The 20,198-nt window shown below is 67.8% G+C and carries 17 protein-coding genes; 8 read left to right on the forward strand and 9 right to left on the reverse strand.

Annotated elements, in window-relative coordinates:
* Positions 1–8: 8 nt before the first annotated feature.
* The 9 genes from ACWD35_RS38475 to ACWD35_RS38515 form a co-directional block, all read right to left on the reverse strand.
* Positions 9–1,001 (reverse strand): glycosyltransferase, encoded by a 993-nt coding sequence (locus tag ACWD35_RS38475; RefSeq protein ID WP_451356011.1) that lies wholly within the window; start codon positions 999–1,001, stop codon positions 9–11.
* Complete coding sequence (locus ACWD35_RS38480; RefSeq protein ID WP_451356012.1) at positions 998–1,603, reverse strand: HD domain-containing protein; 606 nt, start codon at positions 1,601–1,603, stop codon at positions 998–1,000. Before ACWD35_RS38480 ends, ACWD35_RS38475 begins: the two co-directional genes overlap by 4 nt.
* Positions 1,600–3,327, reverse strand: coding sequence for a carbamoyltransferase C-terminal domain-containing protein (locus ACWD35_RS38485; protein WP_451356013.1), 1,728 nt, complete (start codon positions 3,325–3,327; stop codon positions 1,600–1,602). Before ACWD35_RS38485 ends, ACWD35_RS38480 begins: the two co-directional genes overlap by 4 nt.
* Before the next feature lie 23 nt (positions 3,328–3,350).
* Positions 3,351–4,166, reverse strand: coding sequence for a radical SAM protein (locus ACWD35_RS38490; protein WP_451356014.1), 816 nt, complete (start codon positions 4,164–4,166; stop codon positions 3,351–3,353).
* A 16-nt stretch (positions 4,167–4,182) separates the two neighbouring features.
* Positions 4,183–5,277: a hypothetical protein gene (locus tag ACWD35_RS38495; RefSeq protein ID WP_451356015.1), complete on the reverse strand. Its 1,095-nt coding sequence runs from the start codon at positions 5,275–5,277 to the stop codon at positions 4,183–4,185.
* Entirely contained in the window at positions 5,274–6,395 is a 1,122-nt protein-coding gene (locus ACWD35_RS38500; RefSeq protein ID WP_451356016.1) for a radical SAM protein, read from the reverse strand. Before ACWD35_RS38500 ends, ACWD35_RS38495 begins: the two co-directional genes overlap by 4 nt.
* The gene (locus tag ACWD35_RS38505) at positions 6,382–7,374 is read right to left on the reverse strand and encodes a D-2-hydroxyacid dehydrogenase (RefSeq protein WP_451356017.1); all 993 of its coding nucleotides are present in this window, start codon (positions 7,372–7,374) and stop codon (positions 6,382–6,384) included. Before ACWD35_RS38505 ends, ACWD35_RS38500 begins: the two co-directional genes overlap by 14 nt.
* Before the next feature lie 2 nt (positions 7,375–7,376).
* The gene (locus ACWD35_RS38510) at positions 7,377–8,090 is read right to left on the reverse strand and encodes a glycosyltransferase family 4 protein (RefSeq protein WP_451356018.1); all 714 of its coding nucleotides are present in this window, start codon (positions 8,088–8,090) and stop codon (positions 7,377–7,379) included.
* Between the two features lie 1,152 nt (positions 8,091–9,242).
* The gene (locus ACWD35_RS38515; RefSeq protein WP_451356019.1) at positions 9,243–9,965 is read right to left on the reverse strand and encodes an HAD family hydrolase; all 723 of its coding nucleotides are present in this window, start codon (positions 9,963–9,965) and stop codon (positions 9,243–9,245) included.
* Between the two features lie 425 nt (positions 9,966–10,390).
* Here ACWD35_RS38515 and ACWD35_RS38520 point away from each other — a divergent pair, with 425 nt between their 5' ends.
* From ACWD35_RS38520 to ltrA, 8 genes are all read left to right on the forward strand, one after another.
* On the forward strand, positions 10,391–11,629 hold the full coding sequence (locus ACWD35_RS38520) for a helix-turn-helix domain-containing protein (RefSeq protein WP_451356020.1): 1,239 nt from the start codon (positions 10,391–10,393) through the stop codon (positions 11,627–11,629).
* A gap of 109 nt (positions 11,630–11,738) precedes the next feature.
* Positions 11,739–12,179, forward strand: a complete 441-nt coding sequence (locus ACWD35_RS38525; protein WP_451356021.1) for a hypothetical protein — start codon at positions 11,739–11,741, stop codon at positions 12,177–12,179.
* Positions 12,179–12,373, forward strand: a complete 195-nt coding sequence (locus ACWD35_RS38530) for a hypothetical protein (RefSeq protein WP_451356022.1) — start codon at positions 12,179–12,181, stop codon at positions 12,371–12,373. Before ACWD35_RS38525 ends, ACWD35_RS38530 begins: the two co-directional genes overlap by 1 nt.
* Before the next feature lie 213 nt (positions 12,374–12,586).
* On the forward strand, positions 12,587–13,588 hold the full coding sequence (locus ACWD35_RS38535; RefSeq protein WP_451356023.1) for a hypothetical protein: 1,002 nt from the start codon (positions 12,587–12,589) through the stop codon (positions 13,586–13,588).
* Positions 13,589–13,764: 176 nt separating this feature from the next.
* Positions 13,765–15,204: an amino acid permease gene (locus ACWD35_RS38540; RefSeq protein ID WP_451356034.1), complete on the forward strand. Its 1,440-nt coding sequence runs from the start codon at positions 13,765–13,767 to the stop codon at positions 15,202–15,204.
* A gap of 92 nt (positions 15,205–15,296) precedes the next feature.
* Positions 15,297–16,631, forward strand: coding sequence for a glutamine synthetase family protein (locus tag ACWD35_RS38545; RefSeq protein ID WP_451356024.1), 1,335 nt, complete (start codon positions 15,297–15,299; stop codon positions 16,629–16,631).
* A gap of 612 nt (positions 16,632–17,243) precedes the next feature.
* On the forward strand, positions 17,244–18,008 hold the full coding sequence (locus tag ACWD35_RS38550; RefSeq protein WP_451356025.1) for an ATP-binding cassette domain-containing protein: 765 nt from the start codon (positions 17,244–17,246) through the stop codon (positions 18,006–18,008).
* Between the two features lie 556 nt (positions 18,009–18,564).
* Complete coding sequence (ltrA, locus tag ACWD35_RS38555; protein ID WP_451356026.1) at positions 18,565–19,815, forward strand: group II intron reverse transcriptase/maturase; 1,251 nt, start codon at positions 18,565–18,567, stop codon at positions 19,813–19,815.
* Positions 19,816–20,198 lie beyond the last annotated feature (383 nt).

A 20,198-nucleotide genomic window follows, 5' to 3' on the forward strand; every position in this document is an offset into this window, starting at 1 on the left:
CTACGTGATCAAGGTCCCGCCGCCTGAGCGAGGAGGCGGGACCATGCGTCGCGGAAGTACGTCGTGTCGAAGCGGGCCAGTGTCTCGTACACGGCCTTGGCCTCGTCGAGCACCGTGTCTGCCCGCTCCCGTATCTGTTGGGCCAGCCGGTGAGGATCCGGAGGCGGTTGCCCGGTGAGGTGCGCGAGGTCACCGAGCCCTGCGACCGGCTTGATGAGGCAGGGCACACCAAGGAGCAGCGCCTCTGCGGCGCAACGGCTCCACCCTTCCTTCATGCGTGGTGTGAAGACTCCGACGTCGCAGGCTCGCAGCAGCTGGAGGTACTGAGGGCGGGGCAGGTCGAAGTGGCGTCCCGGGGAGCCGATGGTGTTGCTGCCGGTGGTCACGAGATGGAGCCCTGGTACGTCCCGGATGGCGGCGGCAACCGTGTCGATACCTTTCCAGTGCACGGCTTTGCCCGCGTACACGGAGATCTCGTCCAGCGGAAGGCCGAGCCGGGCCTTGCAGTCGGCCCGGTCCATGGCGCGTACCTTGTCGATCTCGGCGAGGTCGAAGGCGTTGTAGATGACCTGGACGTTGTCCACCCCGCGGTCGCGGAGGAAGGCCGCCCAGGACGGGGCGACGCACACGACCGCGCGGCATTGGGCGAGGACCGTGAAGAGTCTGCGCCACAGGAGCGGTTCGAGGGGCCAGGAGTCGTACTGCAGCGGTTCGTAGTGGTGGAAGACGAAGACGGTCCGGGCCCGCATTTCCGGGGTGAACAGCAGGATGCTGAGGTCGTCCCACAGGAACGTGCCCGGCTGAGCCTTGAGGTCGCGGATGTGAGGTGCGAGGCGGGCGAGGTGACGCAGCTTCCGTCCCCGGCGGACGGCGTAGGTGCGTTTGTAGTCCGGCACCGTACGCCAGTCGATCCGGTCGGTGGTGACCTCGTGGATCATGCGCAGATAGACGCGGCCTCCGGTGCGGCCCTGTGGCGACATGGAGTGGACGACCGGCTTCACGTGGCCGCCTCCGCCTGCTGCTGGTACTCGGCAGAGAGCAGCTTCCACGCCGCCCTCAACGGTGCACCGATGTCGCGGGACTCCTCGGCGAGCGGCAGGTAGGTACGGGTCAGGCTGCTGAGGAAGCGGGCCCGGCGGTCTGGGTCCGGCGAGTGCCGCAGGTCGCGCAGGTTGTCTATGCGGTCGGCGAGACGGACCAGCAGCTCGTCCGGACCGAGGGCCTGGATCTTGTCGTGCCAGGCGTCGGCGTCCCATGGCTGCTTGGGGCGCCGCTCCAGACGGTGGTCGGGCGTTATGGAGCGCAGCCGCTGCGCGAAGGCCCTGCCCAGGCCGGATGCGATGAGGGGCCCGGCCGAAGGGCAGACCTCCAGCGCGTCGTGCAGCAGGCCGAGGATGAGCAGGTCGGGTTCGGTTACGCCGAGTTCGTTCTTCAGGACGGTCACGACGCGCACCGGGTGGCTGATGTAGGGCGTGCCCTGGTCTCGGACATGACCGGCGTAGATCGCTGTGGCGAGGGCTGCGGCTCGCTGGCCTCGCTCGCGTTCGGGCTGCGGCCAGCCGCTGAGGCCGAGTTCGTCCGTCATGGCGGGGGTGTTGGTCATGCGCGGTCCGTTCCGGAGGCGGCCGACAGGACTGTGTCGACCTGCACGTGCGGGGCGAGGACCAGCGTGTCCTCGATGGCGAGGGCGTCGAGACCGAGCTCGATGGCGGCGTCAACGGCCTGTTCGGCGGTACGGAGGATGGGAGTTCCCTTGAAGTTCAGGGACGTGTTGAGGAGCACGGGCACGCCGGTGAGCCGGTGGAACTCCTCCAGGAGCAGGCGGACTCCCGAGTGGCCGCGGTTCACTGTCTGCAGGCGGGCGGTTCCGTCGTGGTGGACCACTGCGGGCATACGGCCCGCCTTGCAGTGGCGGGCGCGTACGACGCGGTTCATGAACGGGTCACCGCTTCCCAGGAACCACGCGTCGGCTTCCTCGGCGAGCGCCAAGGGCGCCAGTGGGCGGAAGTCGGCTCGCTGCTTGAGGGTGTTCAGGCGGGTCTTGGTGGCTTCCCTGCCGGGGTGGGCGAGGATCGAGCGGTGGCCGAGTGCCCTTGGCCCGAACTCCATGCCGCCCTGCACCCAGCCGATGACGTGGTGGTCCGCGAGGAGCACGGCCACCGTGGGGATCAGTCGGTCACCGAGGCCGTAGACACTGCGGTAACCGCCCGCGAGGGAACCACCAGGCAGGGCGCCGGGGAGTGGGCCCCAGCCGGCGTCTTCAGGCGTTGGCAGAAGCGGCTGCCCGAGGACGTAGTTCCAGGCGTAGAGGGCCGCGCCGACCGCGGTGCCGGCGTCGTGCGGCGCTGGGGCGACGAACAGGTTCTCGAAGCCGGACTCCTCGGCGAGAGTCCCGTTGAGGTGGGAGTTCAGGGCGCAGCCGCCAGAGAAGACCAGGGTGCGGGCGGCCGTGAGATGGCGCAGGTGGCGGGCGACGTGGATGACCGCTTCGGCGAAGACCCGCTGTGCTGCTGCGGCCAGGTCGGCGCGCGCGTCCAGCGGCTTCGAGTTCGCGGACCGTGCGGTCCATACGACACCTTCGACCCGGAGCGGAGTGTCGGGGGCGTACGAACCCCACGGTGCCGCGATGTGTACGTGCCCGTCGTCGCCCAGACGGACGAGGTCGCGGAGTTCTTTGTAGTAGCGGTCCGGGTCGCCGAACGCGGCCAGAGCCATCATGCTGCCCTCGGCTTCGTTGCCCGGCGGGATCACCCGCAGTGCGAGGTTGCGGTAGAAGTGGCCGAGCGAGGGGTGGGCGCGCGTGGGTCCGGACGGGCCGGGGGTGATGGCTGGCGTTACCTGGTGGATGCGGTCGATGCAGTTCGGGCTCAGGTCGTAGCCGGTGATCCGTTCGCGGCCGGTGGCGATGTCCGCGCCAAGGGTGGAGCCGCCGGCGTCGATGACGAGTCCGGCCGCATGCTCCTCACCGGAGAGCAGATAGCCAGCGAGGACGTGCGCTGTGTGGTGGGAGATGAGCTGCAGCCGCTTCCCGAGTACTCCGGGAAGCATGGCGGCGAGTTCTGCCTGTTCTGTGGACGCCCACGATCCGTGTCGGGGGGCGGGCCGCATGGACGGGGTCCACACGTGGTCGATGTCGTCGACGGTGATGCCGGCGGACTGCAGGCACCAGTCGAGGGCATGGGTGGGAGTGGTGAGGACGCCCTTGCGTGTGGTGCGGTTGTGCTTGATACCGCTCCATCGCTCCTCCTCGGCGGCGTGGATACGTCCGTCGACGATGAGGCAGGCGGAGGTGTCGTGGTGGAAGTTCAGGCCGAGCACTGCGGGCATGGGGACCTCCGGGCAGAGGGTGGTCAGACAGAAGCCGTGCGGCGGATGAGGGCGGGGACGACTTGGAGACCCGAGTCCTTGTACTCGTGGCACTTCAGGCAGAAGTCGTAGTGCCTGCGGCGCGGTGCGAATACCTTGGTGGCGAAGTCGTCGTCCCAGACCGTGAACTCGCTGTCGTTCTTGGCCATGGCGTTGAAGCACCGGTAGCAGTCGCCGTCGACCTCGATCATGAGGTGCTGGTCGACGTTGCGGTCGCAGAGCCCGCCGAGGTCGTTGGCCGGCTGGCCGACGTCGATGTGGTGGACGTGGTTGGTGACGTGGATGGCTCCGTGCTCGTCGCACAGAGCGGCCAGTTGCCTGAGGCGGTCCGGAGCGATGGCCTCCAGCACGCTGTTGATGACGACGGTCCTTCCGGCCTCCCGGAGTACAGGGATGACAGCGCGGACCTCGTCGTAGTTGTCGTGTTCTTCGTCGCAGCCGATGAGGACCTGGTCGTAGTGCGCGAGGGTCGCCTTGAGGAGGCGTTCATTGCGGGCCAGGGTGATCGCGTTGGAGCCGAGCACCATGACCTGGTCCGGGAAACGGTCACGAGCAAGGCCGCTGAGCTTGCTGAAGTCGCGGTGGACGGTGGGCTCTCCGCCGTTGATGTGCAGCTGCCGGAACGGGATCTGTCCAAGGCGGTCGAGGACCTGCTTGAACGTGTCCAGCGGCATGTTCTCGCCCTGGCCGCCTTCGGCGAAGATGCAGAAGTCGCAGTGGCGGTTGCACTTGGTCGTGATCTTGATCTTCGCGGTCTTGAGGGTCCTTTGTGCACCGGACAGCACGGAGGACGACGTCATGGAATGCCCCCTTTGGTCACACGGAGTGGGCGGAGAGGAAGTCTTCGACGACGGAACGGTGACGGCCCCACCGGGCGAGGAGGTCGCGAAGGGTGCTTGACGTGGTCGGTCCAAGCGGCAGAAGCGCCGTCATGGCCTTCACGAGCAGCGCGTCATCACCGGAGGTTCGGTCGGCGAGGCGGGTCAGGGTGTTCCGGGCGGACCGGAGTTCCTTCTCCTCGCGAGCGATCAGGTAGCCGGTCACGGTCCCCGGCGGGGGGTTCAGGTAGTAGATCCAGCGTGCGACGCGTACGCGGAGCATGCCAGCGGCCGTGATCCAGGCCGCCGTCTCCGTCTCCTCTGGCAGTCGCCTGGGGGGCGGTGTGCGGCGCAGCACGGCGTCCACGGTGATGTGGGCCGTACGCAGTACCTGCGTTGGGGAAGGGGCCGGATCCGAGGTGGTAGCGGACAGGCGGAGGAACTCTTCGGCACGGGATTCGAGTTCGCCGGGGTGCCACTGGTTGAGGGCCGCGGTCTTCCCGGGGCAGCGGGTGCGCGTAGCGAGGGCCGCCGACGCGAACCAGCACGGCGCCACGTAGTGCCAGGCGATGCAGTGCCTTCGGTAGCTGTCGAGGTCGTGGTGGACGTTGTCGGTGCTGTCCTGGTCGAGGCGGTAGCGGCCTCCGATCCGTGCGTCGAGGATGCCGCGGTAGAACCTCTCGTCCGCGCGGCTCCACGGCATCATCTGCGCATGGGACTTCCACCGCCGGAGAGTGGCCGCGTTGCCCGTGGCCAGGCTCCAGGTGGAGATTTCGGCTGGTGACACCAGGTTCCGGTCGAGCTCGCCGGCGGTGAACGCGAACCCAGGCGGATGTTCGAGTACTCGGCTGTGGGCCGGGTCCAGGAGTACCGCCCGGTGGTGGGCGGCGGCCAGCCGCTCGTTCCACTCCCACCACGAGGCGGGGGCCTTGTCGAGGATGACGCGGATGTCGACGTCCGAGTGCGGCGCGATGAGGTCGCCGGCCTGCCACTTGTGCGTGAGCATGCCTGCTGCGACACCCTGGGCGGCCAGCTGCTCGGCGTAGACGACGCCGAGCTGTGCGTACGACGAGGTGGGGCGGGCCGTGGTCACTCGACCTCCCCTTCGGGTCGGCGAAGCGAGCAGCCCCCGCCCGTACCGCTGGCCACGGGCAGCAGGGGAAGCACGGGTACGCCCTGTGGCCGCTCCAGGCGGTCCCAGCGCAGGTCGTAGTCGACGTAGTGGAAGCCCTGCCAGGCTTCGTTGCGGTCGCGTTCGAGCATCGCGCGGAAGAGGTGGGCGTAGGCGTCGGCCATGGTGCCGTCCGCGAGGTGCGGCTTCAGGGGGATGTCGCGGTTGTGCAGGATGCAGGGCCGGGCGATACCGGTGGGTGTGATCTTGATCCGGTTGGCGTCGGAGCAGGTGGCGCAGGAGGAGTTGGAGATGAACCCGATGGAGCCCGCCCAGCCGGGCGGCTGCAGGTACCGTCCCGGGCTTCGCACGCCCAGCTCGGTACGGGAGATCTCGCCAGCCTTCTCGAACCAGGTGTGGAGGCGCTCGCGGACCTCCGCCTCGGGCACGAACTCGGTGGGGAACAGAGCCTCCGCCGGCCCGATGCGCTGCAGCTCGATCAGCCGTACGGCGATGGGAAGTCGCTTGGCGAGTTCGGCGACACCGAGGGCGTCGTCCAGGTAGGACCGCTGAAGCACGCAGTTGATCTTGACCTTGAGGCCGAGTTCGAGCGCACCGTCGATCGTGGCACGGGAGACACGCGGATCACCGCCGCCCATGATCTCGGAGGACCGCGAGGGATCGAGGCTGTGCAGGCTGATGTTCAGGTACGTGAGTCCGGCATCGTGCAGCGCGTCCACGGTCAGGCCGCGGCGCAGGTTGCCATGGCTGGTCATGCCGACGGCCGCGTTGTCGCCGAGTCCGGTGGAGAGCGCCCCGACGATGTCGAGGATGTCGGCACGCAGCGTCGGCTCCCCGCCCGAGCAGTGCGCCTTGCGGATGCCCCAGAGCCCTGCCTCGTTCGCGATGCCCCCGTAGTCGGAGACCGTGAGCGTCTTGTCCTTGTGTCCGTAGTCGGGCATGCATCGCGGCTTGCAGAAGACGCAGTCGAGGTTGCAGATCGAGTTCAGCGTGAACGCCAGGTAGGGATGGTTCCGGCCTGTCTCGGCGAACTGCCGTAACAGGTCGGTCCTGGACAACTGCTGTTCAGTGGGAGTCATGCGGCCCTCCGGGGGTCGGGCTGACAGCACCGTTGAGGGGCTGGCCGGCTAGGAAAAGGCGAAGGTTGTCGCGGAAGAAGGCGACGGCTTGGTCCATGTAGGCGTGGCTGAAGACCGCGCTCTTCGGCGTGAGCACGATCCGCGGATGGTGGCGGAGTGGATCGTCGAGCGCAGGCGGCTTGTGCGGCTGGACGTCGAGGGCGACGCCGGCCAGCGGGCCGTGGTCCAGGGCCTCGAGAAGCGCATCGTGGTCGACGGTGCTGGCCCGCCCCAGGTTGATGAACACCGCCCCGGGACTGCACGCCTCGAAGGCGGTCTTGTCGAAGAAGCCACGCGTCTCGTCGGTCGCGGGCAGCAGGTTGACGACAGCGCGCGAGCGCGCGAGAGCCTCGTGGACACGATGCGCCGGCACCCATTCGATCCAGCCAGGCTCGGAGGGAGAGGGTTCGCGCCGTACGCCGATGACGTGCATGCCGAAGGCCTGTACGACCTCGGCGAGGCGGATGCCGACGGAGCCGCAGCCGACGATCGTGAGGGTCTGTCCGTACAGGTCGAAGAAGCCGCTGGCGAGGTCGTCCTTCCACCAGACGGACCGTGTCTGAAGTCTGTTGCTCTTGAACAGGCCACGTGAGAAGCCGAGGAGTAGGCCGATCGCGTGCTCTGTCATCGGCTGGCCGTGGTATCCGTACCCGCGCGTGAGCGTGACGCCTGCAGCGCCGAGCGCGGCGACCGGCCAGTGATCGACGCCTGCGGACGGGGTGGCCGTCCAGCGCAGCCGCGTCGGGGCTTTCAGCCATTCCGTGGCGAAGGACCAGCCGAAATAGACGTCAGCGGCACGGATCTCCACAGGGACGTCGTGCTCTTCGGCGATGCGGAAGCGGATGCCGGGGAACGCGGACCGCAGTTGTTCCTCATGCTCGTCGGAGAACTGCCAGAAAGAATAAGGTGAGTTGAGGCAGATCAACGCGGAGGTTGTCACGCTCAACTCCTCTCGGCGGCGCTGAGCGCCATCGCCCAAGGGGTGTACTGGCGCAGGTAGGAGCGGATCGTGGCCTCGTAGTCGTGGCGCGCCATGAGCAGGGCCCGGCTGCGAGCACGCATCTGCTCACGCTCTCGGTCGCTGATGTGAAGCGCCCGCCTGATCGCCCGGGCGAGGGCCATGGGGTCACGGGCCTCTGCCGTGAATCCGGTCACCCCGTCGACGACCGTCTCCGTGAGTCCGCCCGCCCGCGTCGCGACCACCGGTGCGGCCCCTGCGGCGAACGCTTCGAGAGGGATCCTCCCGAACGGCTCGGCACGGGAGGGCACCACCACGCCACGGAGCGCTGGGCTGCGCAGCCACGAGCGGTGCCGGGGTGAGAACCGCGACAGAAACGTCGCGTCGATCGCGTAGTCACGGACCATCGCCTGTAGCCGCCGCTGGTAGTCGGTGAGACCTTCCGTGTGAGTTGTGGGCGCGAGCACAAGGTGCGGCACGCGTGTCCCCAGCACATTGAGGAGGCGGAGGGCTTCCAGCAGGTCTTCGAAGCCCTTGCTCTCCACTCCCCGGCCCATGGCCAGGAGGAAGCCCGCTCCAGCTCGTGGCGGCAGCGGAGCAGAGGGGAGGTCCTCGTGGTCACTCAGGAGCAGGCCGTTGGGGAGGTCGACGACCGCGTGCCGTGGGATGCCGTAGACCTGCTCAAGATGGCCGCGCATGTGGTGCGATATGGCAGCGACGCGTGCACCACCACTCACGGCGGCTGCCAGCCCCCTGTGCTCCCAGCGGATACGCCGCCGGTCCTCGGGCGAAGCGAGTTCGCTCGTTGACCGGGGCACGAGTAAGAGGCTGAACGGGTCATCGGTGTCTCGATGCAGACCGAGACCGAGGAAGGGAACGTCCAAGCCGATCAGGTGAGCCATCGGTGCACGGGCGAGGTGCTCTCGGGTGACTTCCATTACCCGCTCGCACAGGGCTTCGCAGCCCGTGAGGCCAGCGGTAGCAGCGCGACCACCCGGAACCGTGACGACCTCGGCCCCGGCTCGCCCCATGATCCTCTCCGTCTCCGCCACCCAGGCCGGGTCGTAGCTGGGGTCGGAGCATGGGATGTGAACGGGCATGACCAGGAGGCGTCCCGGGGGCAGGGTCCGCGCGAGCACCTCAAGGAACGCTCGGTTGCTGAAGCCCGTGCCCGATGTGCACCCGTAGTAGCCGTCATGCAGCGCTACCGCGATCTTCGGCTGAGTCGTGCCGGAACTCGGCCCGACGACTCCCCCTCCACCCTTTTGCCGCTGCGGGGGGATCGCGTCACTGGTCGGAACGTGAACAATACCCTGTGAACTGGGCTTACGGGCTGCCATGGACAGACGCCTCCAGTGCGGGATCGGCGGGAGGGAGTGTTGGCTGGGGCAGGGAGTCGCCTGGGTCGCGCGTAGGTGCTGCGATCCATAGGAGACTCTGTGCGACGGAGCGTGAAGAGACGATTCCACCACGCGAGCGCGGCGAGCGGACAAAGTGTCCGCAGGTATTCGACGACAATCCCTTGACAACAACTACCCTTGCTTGCTGGGGAGTTGTTGGTTGCGGCGATCTGGGCGGCCGAGCACGCGGTACTCGGCCTCGCCTGCGCCTCTGTTCCTGGGCCTGAGCCTTCACGGCACGCTTCTTCAGTCCAGGGCCCCGAACGTCGACCTGCCCGACTTCCAGAACGCCGGAGGCACTGGTGACCGGCCGCGGGGCGAGGTGTGAGTCGATGCGGACAGCCGCAGTGACGGAGTCCCGATGCTCCACAACTACGGCCACGGCGGTTCCGGCGTCAGGCTGTCGTGGGGCCGCACTCAGGAGAGCGTCCGGCTGGTGACCGCCACCTGTTAGGAAAGGAGCTCCGCGATCGCGCTCTCCAGTCCTCCCACGTTTTCCAGAGTCCGGAGAACGACGTCCGCGCCGGCTCGTTCGAGTTCCGCTGCCGATGTCGTACCGGATGCGATACCGATGACTGGGACGCCGCCCCCGTCCTTGCCGGTACGAACGTCCTCCAACGAGTCCCCGATGATCACTGAGTTGGAGTGGTCGAAGACGACGCCGTACTTGGCCTGTGCCCGCTTCTGTGCGATGGCGACGAGTGCGGGGCGGTGGTGGTCATCGGACGCGTACCCGCCGATCTCGGTGTCCAGGAACGATTCGAGACCGAAGGCCCCGAGCTTCGAGATGGCGTTCGCTTTGAGGATGCCGGTCACGACGGTCGGTATGAGATCCGCACGGCCTCGTACCGCTCTCACAGCGGCGACAGCTCCTGGCATGAGCCTTCCCTGCCGCCGGAGGTCCGCCGTGTGCGCGGCAAGTCGCTTCGGTAGAAGCTCGATCATGGCTGGCATCAGTTCCGGCACCCGGTCTTCGGGAACACCGTTGTCCATGAGCATCGCGCGGGTGGCCACGGGCATCGTGATGCCCGTGTCTCGGGCCGGCAGCCGTTCGACCGGGTACCCGACGACCTCCTCGAAGGTCTCGCGATAGACCCGCCGATCGACCTCACCGACGTACAGCAGGGTGCGGTCGATGTCCCACAACACCAGGGACCGTTCGGCTTCAGCCACTCCCGACTCCCTGTTTTCGACCAGGACGGGACCGCCCTGTGGATGCGAGCGTACGCGGGTCCACGCCCGGCCATCATGTCGACGTGAGCGCTTGGCTACTGTCTGCGGCCGGATGGCGAAGGCGGGTTTCCGGCACGTGCAGGATTCGCGCGGACAATCTGTCCGTAGGTACTTCGACGGGTACCTCTTGACTGGAGGACGACAGCCCTACTCACCCAGCGCCCACTTCGTCACGACATGCCCTGCTTCGACCATGCGGTCGGAGGCTTAGGAGGGAACAGCAAGTTGTGTCGGGCTCGGCCCGCAGATCCACGTCGTGGGCGCGAGGCCATCGACTCTGTTAACAGTTGGCGACCAAGGGCGCAGGCTTGGACATTATCCGTACTCTGATGAAAGTGCTTCATCGCGAAGGGACAGGTCCACCGATGAGTGAAAACCTGACGCTGGGAGACCGTCTCCGTATCGCTCGTAGGACACGGAAACTGTCTGCCGCCCAACTGGCACAGAAGGTCGCCGTCTCTCCGAGCTACGTGCAGAAGTTGGAGTCGGGCGCGCGCAAGGCTTCACCCTCTTTGGTGCTGGCGCTCGCCAAGGCGCTGCGCTTCGGTCCCGAGGTCCTGACCGGCCAGCCGTACTACGGTGAGCCCGAGGCCGAGGACGGCGTCCACGCTGTCATCCCCGAGCTGCGTCGCCTCCTGCTCTGCTACGACAGCCCTGACGACCTGGAGATCGCGCCGCGGGCCCTTCCCGTGCTCGCCTCCGAAGTCGACCAGGTGGCTGCCCTGCGCCGCGACGCCCGGTACGCCCCCATGGGCCCGCTGCTACCGCCGATCATCACCGAGCTGACGCATGTGGCCCTCGGCGGCGACAACGGCGACCGGGGAAAGGCGTTCTGGCACCTGGCGCGCGCCTACCGCGCCGTGAACTCCCTGGCCCACAAGATGGGCCACCACGACCTGTCGAACACGGCCCTGGAGCGCGTCCGTTGGGCGGCCGACCGCTCCGGCGACCCGCTCATGCAGTTCACGGCCGGCTATCTCGTCGCAGGAGCGATGTTGCGGCAGGGCGCGTACTCGCCGGCGCGCCGCAAGCTCCTCGGGTTGCGGACCGAGCTGGAGCGGTTCCAGCCGGAACGCTCCTTCACGGAGGACGCGCTCGCCGTCGACGGCGCGCTGCTGCTGAAGCTGGCCGTTCTCGAAGCCCGCGAGAACAACTCCGATCGTGCTGATGCGTACCTGCGGGAGGCGGAGCAGGTCGCGGGCATGGCAGGCAACCGTGACTCCCTGGCGTACGAGATGTCGTTCGGGCCGACGAACATCCGCATCCATGAGGTGCACGCGATGATCGACATGGGCGACACCGAGCAGGCTCTCGCCCGCCTTGGCGAATGGTCTCCGGTCTCCGGCGGCGAGTGGGCGCCGCCCAGTACGACCGTCGGCGAGCGGTCGAGCCACCACTTCATCGACGTGGCCTCTGCGAAGCTCGCCAGGGGTGACCGGGACGGTTCCTTCGCGGATCTCAAGCGCGCACGGAAGGTCGCGCCCAACCACACGCGGTTCCACCCGTCCGTTCGCGAGACAACCGCGGCGCTGCTCAGGATGGACGCGCACCCTTCCAACGAGCTGTCAGCGTTTGGCAGTTGGTCGGGCATTAGCACAACCTGACCCTGCGTCAAGGGCTTTGGCGAACGGAGCCCACGGACAGACTGTCCGCGCAGGGCAGCTTGCTGAATGGAATGGTCTCCTCACACGCAGTGGTGAGGAGGCCTTTTTCATGTCCGACGACAATCCCGCAGCTCGCGCGATCCCGCCGCGCTGGATGCCCATCGGCGAGGAGCCCGAACTGTGCTCGGCGGGGGAGTGGTGGGATGCCGTACGTGCCGTGGAGACCGTGGGCCGACGCGCGATCGAGATCCTCGACAAGGGAGACGAACCGGTCGGTCCGGTGATCCTGGACCACGGGGGTCCGGAGCCCCGGCTGTACTTCCTGGTTCCCGTGGGTAGCGCAGCCCGCTGGGAGGAGCCGGGGACTGTTGCACTGGGGCAGAAGTGCCACGTCGTCGTGCCGCCCGCGGAGAGCACGACGCCCCCGGGGATGCACTGGCACGTCTTTCCCCGGGGCCCGCGATCGCTGACGCGGCCCGATGCTCTGCGCCGTGCGCTGAGCCAGGCTCGCCGCGAGCGGCGAGGGCCTGCAGAGGAAGCGGTCTCCTGATGGCTCTGAGCGTCTCCTTCGTGTTGGTGCTCGGCGTCGTCGTGGTCCTTCTGATCCGGAGTAAAACCGTGAAACCCGGTCCCGCGATCGTCTGCGTGCTCTTCGGGTTCTTCCTGGCGAGCACTTCCGTCGCCCCGAGCATCAACCGGTTCATGACCGGTGTCGCCGACATGATCGGACAGATTCGCTTCTAGGTAGCCCGACGCGGCTTCCGAGTCCGTTTTCCCTGCAAGGCCGGCGGTCCGCCCCGACCACTTCGCGGCCCCTTCCCCCCCAACATGCCTGAGGCCCCCGATGACATTCCCGTCCATCTCGGAGAGCACGTCCCCCGGCACAGTCGGCGCGCATTGGACGAACGCCCCCGATTCCGATCGCCGACTGCTTCCTGTGCGCGCCGAGGGACTCTGATGCGTCTCGTCTACCATCCGGCTGGCCATGACGACGACTTACGCGTCGCCTTGGTCGATCTGCAGGCGGGGCGCTGGAAGCGGGCGCGGGAGCTGCTGTGGAAGACGGGCACGCACTGGGCATTGCGAACGTCACGCACTCAGTTGCTGGCCGTGGCAGCCGCCCGGTCGGACGTGGTCGACGTCTGGCTCTCCGAGGAGCCCGACAGTTACGACGCGCAGCTGATGGCTGTTCGTGTCGCAGTCGAGAGGGCGCTGCGCGCTCACCGTCAACAGCACCCGCGGACCCTGGAGTTCGAGGCGCGGGCGCGGCATGCGGCACTGCTGGCTGCTCGTCGTGCGCCGCGCGATCCCGTGCCGTGGGTGTGCCTGGTGGCCCTCGCCCAGGTCGACACACGGCAGCTGCGGCAGGAGCACCGGATGAGGTCCGCCGAGCCGATGCTGCCGAGCGGTCCCTGGGGGCTCCTCTACGAGGTCAACCAGTGTGATCCGTACAACCGTGAGGCCTACCATCGCGTACTGCAGTTCCTGCTTTCCCTCGACGGTCCGCGGGGTTCCTCCCTGGCGGCGGTCGTCGACTTCGGCTGGTCGGTGGCGGGGCAGAGGCCTGTCGGCTCGCCACTGCTGCTTCTGCCGGCGTACGCGCAGGTCGAGCAGCGCCGGGCCCGGGTGGATCCGCTGTGGCGGCGGCAGTGGGCGGAGGAGCCCGCGCTCGGCTACACACTGAACGCCTTCCACGACTGGTTTCGGAAGGCGCCTCCTGAACTGTGCTCGGTGGCCGATCTGAACCATCTCGTCTACGCGTTGTGGGCGGGTCATCAATACCTTGAAGCGGCCGAGGTCTTCGAGGCGATGGGCCCGTACGCGGCACGTGAGCCCTGGGCCTCGGTGCACGACGGCGCGGCAGCGGCAGACCCCGGTGAGGCACTGCTGCTTCGTGCGCGCGCCGAGTCCCTCTCCTTCGCCCGGAAACACAGGCCTCGCGCCGGGCCGCACCCGTGATCACCCGTCGGTGCTCACCCATGCCGGTTGGCATGCACCTGCGTATCCGCTCGCCTTTCGATGCCTTTGGAGGTTTTCCAGTGTCCCGATCAGCTCCGAACCGCCGTGCCCAGCGGCAGAAGTCCGATGACGCGTACCTGAGAGAACTCGGTTACGAGCCCGTGCTGACCCGACGCATGGGGCCCTTCGGGAACTTCGCGCTCAGCTTCTCCATCATCAGCGTCCTGTCCGGGTGCATGACCCTCTTCGGCTTCGGGCTCGTCACGGGTGGTCCGGCCGTCATGCTGTGGGGCTGGGCCCTGGTGGGTCTGATGGTGCTGGTCGTCGGTGCCGCGCTCGCCGAGGTCACCTCCGCCTACCCGGTCTCCGGCGCCCTGTACTTCATGGCCAGCAAGCTCGGCGGTCCCCGCTGGGGCTACGGCACCGGCTGGCTCAACCTTCTCGGTCTGATGGGAGGGATGGCCGGCGGCTGCTACGGGACCGCCCTGTTCACCGGCGCCTGGCTCAACCTCCAATGGGGCTTTATCCCCACCCCGGAACGGACCCTGGTGATCTTCGCGGTCATCCTGCTGCTGCTTGCCACGCTCAACCTGTTCGGTGTACGCCTGGTCAGCATCCTGAACTCGATCAGCGTGTGGTGGCACCTCGGCGGTGTTGCGGTCATCGTCGGAGCGCTCACGTTCGTACCCTCCCGTCACCAGTCGGCGAGCTTCGTGTTCGGCGAGTTCACCAACCACACGGGCTGGAGTAACCCCCTCTACGTGGGGCTGTTGGGGCTCCTGCTGGCCCAGTACACTTTCAGCGGCTACGACGCCTCCGCCCACCTCTCCGAGGAGACCGAGCACGCGCAGGTCAGTGCCGCCCGGGGCATCGTCCGCTCGATCTTCTGGTCGTGGGTCGTCGGCTTCGTGCTGCTCGCCGGGTTGTTGTTCGCGATCCAGGACTACGCCGGGACCATGGGCAGCGCGACCGGGGTTCCGCCTGCCCAGATCTTCCTCGACGCGCTCGGGACGACGGCCGCCAAGGCCCTGCTGCTGGTGATCATCGTGGCGCAGTTGTTCTGCGCGAACGCTGGCCTGGCCTCCGCCAGCCGTATGGTGTTCGCGTTCTCCCGGGACGGCGCGCTGCCCTTCTCCAACACATGGCGTCGCCTGAGCCGCCGTACTCAGACTCCCGTCCCCGCTGTGTGGCTCGCGGTCGCCGTGCCCTTCGTGCTGGCTCTCCCGAGCCTGTACAGCGCGACCGCGTACACGGCGATCACGAGCATCAACGTCATCGGCATCACGCCGGCCTACGCGATACCGATCTACCTCCGAATCAAGAACCGGCACCTGTTCCGGCCCGGCCCGTGGAATCTCGGCCGGTGGGGTGTGACGGTCGGCACGGCCGCTGTCGTCTGGGTGGGGTTCGTGACCGTACTCTTTTGTTTGCCGCAGACCCGCCCCGAGGGCGACGCCTTGGTGAGCGTCGACTCCTTCAACTACGCGCCGATCGCGCTGGTGTCCGTTCTGGCCCTGGCCTGGATCTCGTGGCGGTTCAAGGGGAAGCGGTCGTACGAGGTGCCTGCCCAGAGCTTCGACCGGTCGGCGAGCGCGTACGAGGACGAGGTCGTCTGATGACCGAGCCCTCCTCCGACAACGGGTCCGTCGCCCGCCTCGCCACCAGGCGCGCCTCCTCGCCGCACGGCCGTTCGGAAGGTCAGCTCTCTATGACTGATCTGCGGAACCTGGTCAAGGCAAGCCGGATACGGACGGTGCTGCTGACTCTCCCCGACCTGCAGGGGAGGCTGAAGGGGAAGTGGTACGACGCTCGGCACTTCATCAGGAACGTCGCCCATGACGAAGCCGAGTTCTGCGCGTACTTGCTTGCCACGGACGTCGACATGAACCCGGTGCCCGGCTTTGCGCTGGCCTCGTGGGAGACCGGCCACCAGGACCTGGTCGTCAGCCCGGCGCTGTCGACGCTGCGGACGTTGCCCTGGATGGAGGGCACCGCCATCGTGCTGGGCGACGCGGTGCACCACGACGGCACACCGATCGCGGTCGCACCCCGGCAGATCCTCCGGGGACAGCTGACACGGCTGGCCAGGCACGGCCTGCACGTCAAGGCGGGGCTGGAGACCGAGTTCGTGCTCTACCAGGGCACGTACGCGGAGGTTGCCGGGTCCGGGTACCAGGGGCTGACTCCACTGACGACGGAGAACCTGGACTACGCGCTTGATCACCCGCCGGCGGCCCACCGGTTCTTCCGCCGCCTACAGCGTGCGCTCGCCGGGGCAGGCCTTCCCATGGAGGCGATCAAGACCGAGGGTGCCCCGGGGCAGGTGGAGGTCACCTTCCCGTACGGCGGGGCGCTTGCCGCCTGCGACGGGCATCTGCTCTTTAAGCATGCGGTCCGAGCCCTGGGCGCACGGGCGGGGCTGGCACCCACGTTCATGGCGGCTCCGGAGACCGGCGTACAGAGCGGCCTCCACCTGCACGTGTCGCTGTGGCGGGGCGGCATCAGCCAGCTCAAAGAGCCTGGTGACGGCTGGCTGTCGTCCATCGCGCGCCAGGCCATCGCCGGACTCGTCGACGCCCTGCCGGAGTTGGCCCCGTTGTACGCGCCGAACGTCAACTCCTACAAGCGGTTCCTGCCCGGCTCGTGCGCGCCCACCACCATGACGTGGGGCTACGACAACCGCACCTGCGCGGTCCGTGTCGTCGGACACGGCGACAGCCTGCACCTGGAGATCCGTGTCCCGGGGGCGGACGCCAACCCGTACCTGGCCCTGTCGGCGGTCCTGGCGGCCATCGACCACGGCATCGAGCAGCAACTCGCCCTCGGCGCGGCCGAAACCGGCAACGCCCACGACGCGGATGGCACAGCGGTGCCGCCCACCCTTCAACAGGCGCTCCACGCATTCCAGAACAGCGCCCTCGCGGAGGACGCCTTCGGCGCCGACGTGGTGGCCCACTACGTCCACCTCGCCCAGTTGGAGATCGACCATCACCATTGCCTGGTCACTGATGCCGAGCGGCAGCGGTGGCTGGCGCGCGCGTGACCTACTCCTTGCGAAAGGATCTCTGGTTCCCGTGAGTGCCCGCCCGACCCGCCCACCCGCGACGCTTCCGCTGAAGCCTGGACTGATTCGGATCGCCCAGAAGGTCGTGGACGGCGAGAGCACCGACACGATCGCCTCCAAGCCGACCGTCACCCTCGGCACGATCAACATGCGGCCGAGGTGCGGACAGACGCTCGGCGTGAGCGGCCGAGCAGGGGCCGGCGCGCGGATCGACAGGACCACCGACCAGGCCACCTGGCGCTCCGCCAGGATCTCCCTGGTCGGCGGGGCCGCGGGAGGTCTCGCCCACGCGGTGGTGTGGGTGGCCCTGGCGCTGCTGGTGTCCGTCGAGCAGATCTCGGTGGCCGCCCTCGGTACCGCGTTCCTCGCACTGGGCCGCGTCAGCGCGGGACTGGACGGGATCGTCGGCTACGGGGCCCAACTCTTCCGCACGGGAATGTACTTGGACGACTGGGCGGACTTCATGACGAAGCCGGCGGACATCGGATCGATCGAGGCTCCCAGGCGCCGGCCGCCCCCACCGTCGTACGCGCTGAGAACATCACCTTCCGGTACCCGAGCGCCGACCGCCCCGCCCTCGACGACGTCTCCTTGGAGGTCCGGCGCGACGAAGTCGTCGCGCTGGTGGGTGAGAACGGTTCCGGCAAGACCACCCTCAGCAAGATCCTCTCGGCCCTGTACCTACCTGACCAAGGAGCCGTCTCCTGGGCCGGCACCGACACCAGGCACCTGGACGCGCACGCCACGTGGGCGCGTGTCGCCGTCGTGCCGCAGTCCTACGCGAACTGGCCTCTGTCGGCGCGGGAGAAAATCACCCTCGGCCAGGCCACCGAGGAGGGAGACGCTGCCGTGCTCGCCGCGGCGCAGGCCGCGCGCGCCGACGAGGTCATCGACGGGTTGCGCAGTGGACTGAACACCCTGCTGGCCAAGGAGCGGTTGGGCGGGCAGGAACTGTCCGGCGGACAGTGGCAGAGGATCGCGCTCGCCCGAGTCTTCGACCGGCCGGCCGGACTGCTCGTCCTGGACGAACCGACCGCCGCTCTCGACCCGAGGGCCGAGCACCGCATCTTCACCGGACTGTGCAGCCTTGCCGCCGACCGCGCCGTCGTTCTGGTCACCCACAGGCTCACCAACGTGACCATCGCCGACCGCATCGTCGTTTTGGCCAAGGGGCGGGTCATCCAGCACGGCACCCCGGAGGAACGGCTGACCCAGCGGGACGGCTTGTTCCGCGAACTCTGGGATCTGCAGAACGAGCGCACCGGCCGCGTTCCCGCTCAGTGTAGGGTCCGCGACTCGATGCGCGTCGACGACCGATGCGCAGTGAATGCGCAAATCGTGTGCCACGAACGCTGAAGGAGGCGTTGATGTAACTGCTTCTGGAAGCGGTGCTGTGCAGGAGATGGAGGTAGGTCCTCCGGAGTCGCCCTGCAGGGGGAGGCTCCAAACCACCGCAGGCTGCGTCGGTTAAGTGCCGGTCGTGGTGAGCGCTGCGGCAAAAGGCGTGGCAGTGATCGCGTCAGGTGTGGGTCAGGAAGGCGAGCGCGAGCGAACCGCTGATGACGTGTCGTAACTTTCTTCAATGGCGTCGAAACCGGGGCATGATTTGGGCTCCGGGACAAGTCCGGGGGGAGCCTGCCGACTGCCCGGACGGCGTCCGGCATGGAGGCGGCGCGAGCCTGGTCCGGGCTCCTGCATGGAACGTGGGAACCTGTCGCCCCGATACTGCCGCCGCCCGGTTGGGGTGGTGGCGAGAGGGAGTGTCCCAAGCGGACAAGACCGCGAGGGGCCGAGTACCGATGCGGGGCACGGGGGCGGACCGTCTCGTAGTAGTGGTGAAGCTCGGTAATGCGGGTGGAGCGAAGGGGACGGGTCGTCCGGGTCTGTTTGGCGGTCAACCGGAGTGCCCGGGATGAGCCGGACGAGTGGACCAAAGTCGTTCGAGATCTCGAAACACTTGGTGTTCGAGGCGTACTTGAGGGTCAAGGCCAACAAGGGTGCGGCGGGCGTCGACGGCGAGTCGATCGAGCAGTTCGAGGCTGACCTGCGGGGCAACCTCTACAAGCTGTGGAATCGCATGTCGTCGGGCTGCTACTTCCCGCCGCCAGTGCGGATGGTGGAGATCGACAAGCCGGGAGGACGCGGGGTCAGGATCCTTGGCGTGCCCACGGTCGCGGACAGAATCGCGCAGACGGTGGTGGCCATGGTGCTGGAGCCGCTGGTGGAGCCTGTGTTCCACCCGGACTCCTACGGCTACCGGCCCCGCCGTAGTGCACTGGATGCGGTCGCGGCGTGCCGGGAGAGGTGCTGGAAGACGGACTGGGTGATCGATCTGGACATCCGGGGCTTCTTCGACAACCTCGATCATGATCTCGTCCTCAAGGCGGTCGCGCACCACACCGACCAGCGGTGGGTCCTGCTGTATGTGGAGCGGTGGCTCAAGGCCCCGCTCCAGCGGCCGGATGGCAGCCTGCAGGCCCGGCACCGCGGCAGCCCCCAGGGCTCGGCGGTCTCACCCGTGTTGTCCAACCTCTTCATGCACTACGCGTTCGATGCCTGGATGGCCCGGGACCACCCCGGCGTCCAGTTCGAGCGCTACTGCGATGACGTGGTGGTCCACTGCCGCAACGAGGCCCAGGCGCATCAGATGCGTGAGGCCATCGCCGGGCGGCTGGCCGACTGCGGGGGGCTGCAACTGCATCCCCAGAAGACCCGCATCGTGTACTGCCGGGACAGGAACAGGCGTGGCTCGGCCGAGCACACCTCGTTCACGTTCCTGGGGTACGGGTTTCGCGTGCGGAAACTCCGGACGAAGCGCGGAGACTTCTTCTTCGGCTTCAACCCGGCCGTCAGCGACGAGGCCGCCAAGCAGATCCGGGCGCAGATCCGCCGCTGGCGGCTGCACTTGCGCAGTGAGACGACCCTGGAGCAGCTCGCCCGGGAGATCAACCCGGTCGTGCGGGGCTGGATCAACTACTTCGGACGGTTCCATCCGTCCGCGTTGTACCCCAGCCTCAACCGCATCAACGACTATCTGGTGCGGTGGCTCGTGCGCAAGTACAAGCGGTTTAAGCGGAAACGAGCAAGGGCGCGGGAGGCTCTGGGCCGGCACGCCAGGCGGTTCCCCGGACTCTTCGCCCACTGGAAGTTCGTCACGCCGTGACCGTGAATGACTGGACGATGGGAGCCGTGTAAGCCGAGAGGTTTACGCACGGTTCTGAGAGCGGCGGCGGGTGAAACTCCCGCCGCCGACTCACCCGGGCTTCAGTGCGCAACGACTCCGGACCATAACTGTTTGGGGCCAGGTAGGGGGCAAGACGCGCAGGGGTTCGTCTCCCAGTAACCTGCCCCGTTGCGGTGTGGCAAGGGCTGCCAGTAGTCGAACCTGCGGCGCGTGGCTGCTTGGGCCGGGCCTGAGATGCGTCCGTCATGGACGAGGGCGAGACTTGGTGGAGAGGGGCGTTGATGGTGCCGGACCGTCGGCGGGGAGCCGCAGTCTGTTGGGATGCTCGCGAGGAGGGCTCCGACCGCTCGTTTCCTCGCGAC

It is taken from the genome of Streptomyces sp. NPDC002671, assembly GCF_053592475.1.

Coding starts and splice junctions, on each gene's coding strand:
- ltrA (WP_451356026.1), top strand. CDS start 18,565: ATGAGCCGGACGAGTGGACCAAAGTCGTTCGAGATCTCGAAACACTTG.
- ACWD35_RS38525 (WP_451356021.1), top strand. CDS start 11,739: ATGTCCGACGACAATCCCGCAGCTCGCGCGATCCCGCCGCGCTGGATG.
- ACWD35_RS38490 (WP_451356014.1), bottom strand. CDS start 4,166: ATGACGTCGTCCTCCGTGCTGTCCGGTGCACAAAGGACCCTCAAGACC.
- ACWD35_RS38540 (WP_451356034.1), top strand. CDS start 13,765: ATGGGGCCCTTCGGGAACTTCGCGCTCAGCTTCTCCATCATCAGCGTC.
- ACWD35_RS38510 (WP_451356018.1), bottom strand. CDS start 8,090: ATGCGCGGCCATCTTGAGCAGGTCTACGGCATCCCACGGCACGCGGTC.
- ACWD35_RS38535 (WP_451356023.1), top strand. CDS start 12,587: ATGCGTCTCGTCTACCATCCGGCTGGCCATGACGACGACTTACGCGTC.
- ACWD35_RS38485 (WP_451356013.1), bottom strand. CDS start 3,327: ATGCCCGCAGTGCTCGGCCTGAACTTCCACCACGACACCTCCGCCTGC.
- ACWD35_RS38480 (WP_451356012.1), bottom strand. CDS start 1,603: ATGACCAACACCCCCGCCATGACGGACGAACTCGGCCTCAGCGGCTGG.
- ACWD35_RS38520 (WP_451356020.1), top strand. CDS start 10,391: ATGAGTGAAAACCTGACGCTGGGAGACCGTCTCCGTATCGCTCGTAGG.
- ACWD35_RS38545 (WP_451356024.1), top strand. CDS start 15,297: ATGACTGATCTGCGGAACCTGGTCAAGGCAAGCCGGATACGGACGGTG.
- ACWD35_RS38530 (WP_451356022.1), top strand. CDS start 12,179: ATGGCTCTGAGCGTCTCCTTCGTGTTGGTGCTCGGCGTCGTCGTGGTC.
- ACWD35_RS38500 (WP_451356016.1), bottom strand. CDS start 6,395: ATGACTCCCACTGAACAGCAGTTGTCCAGGACCGACCTGTTACGGCAG.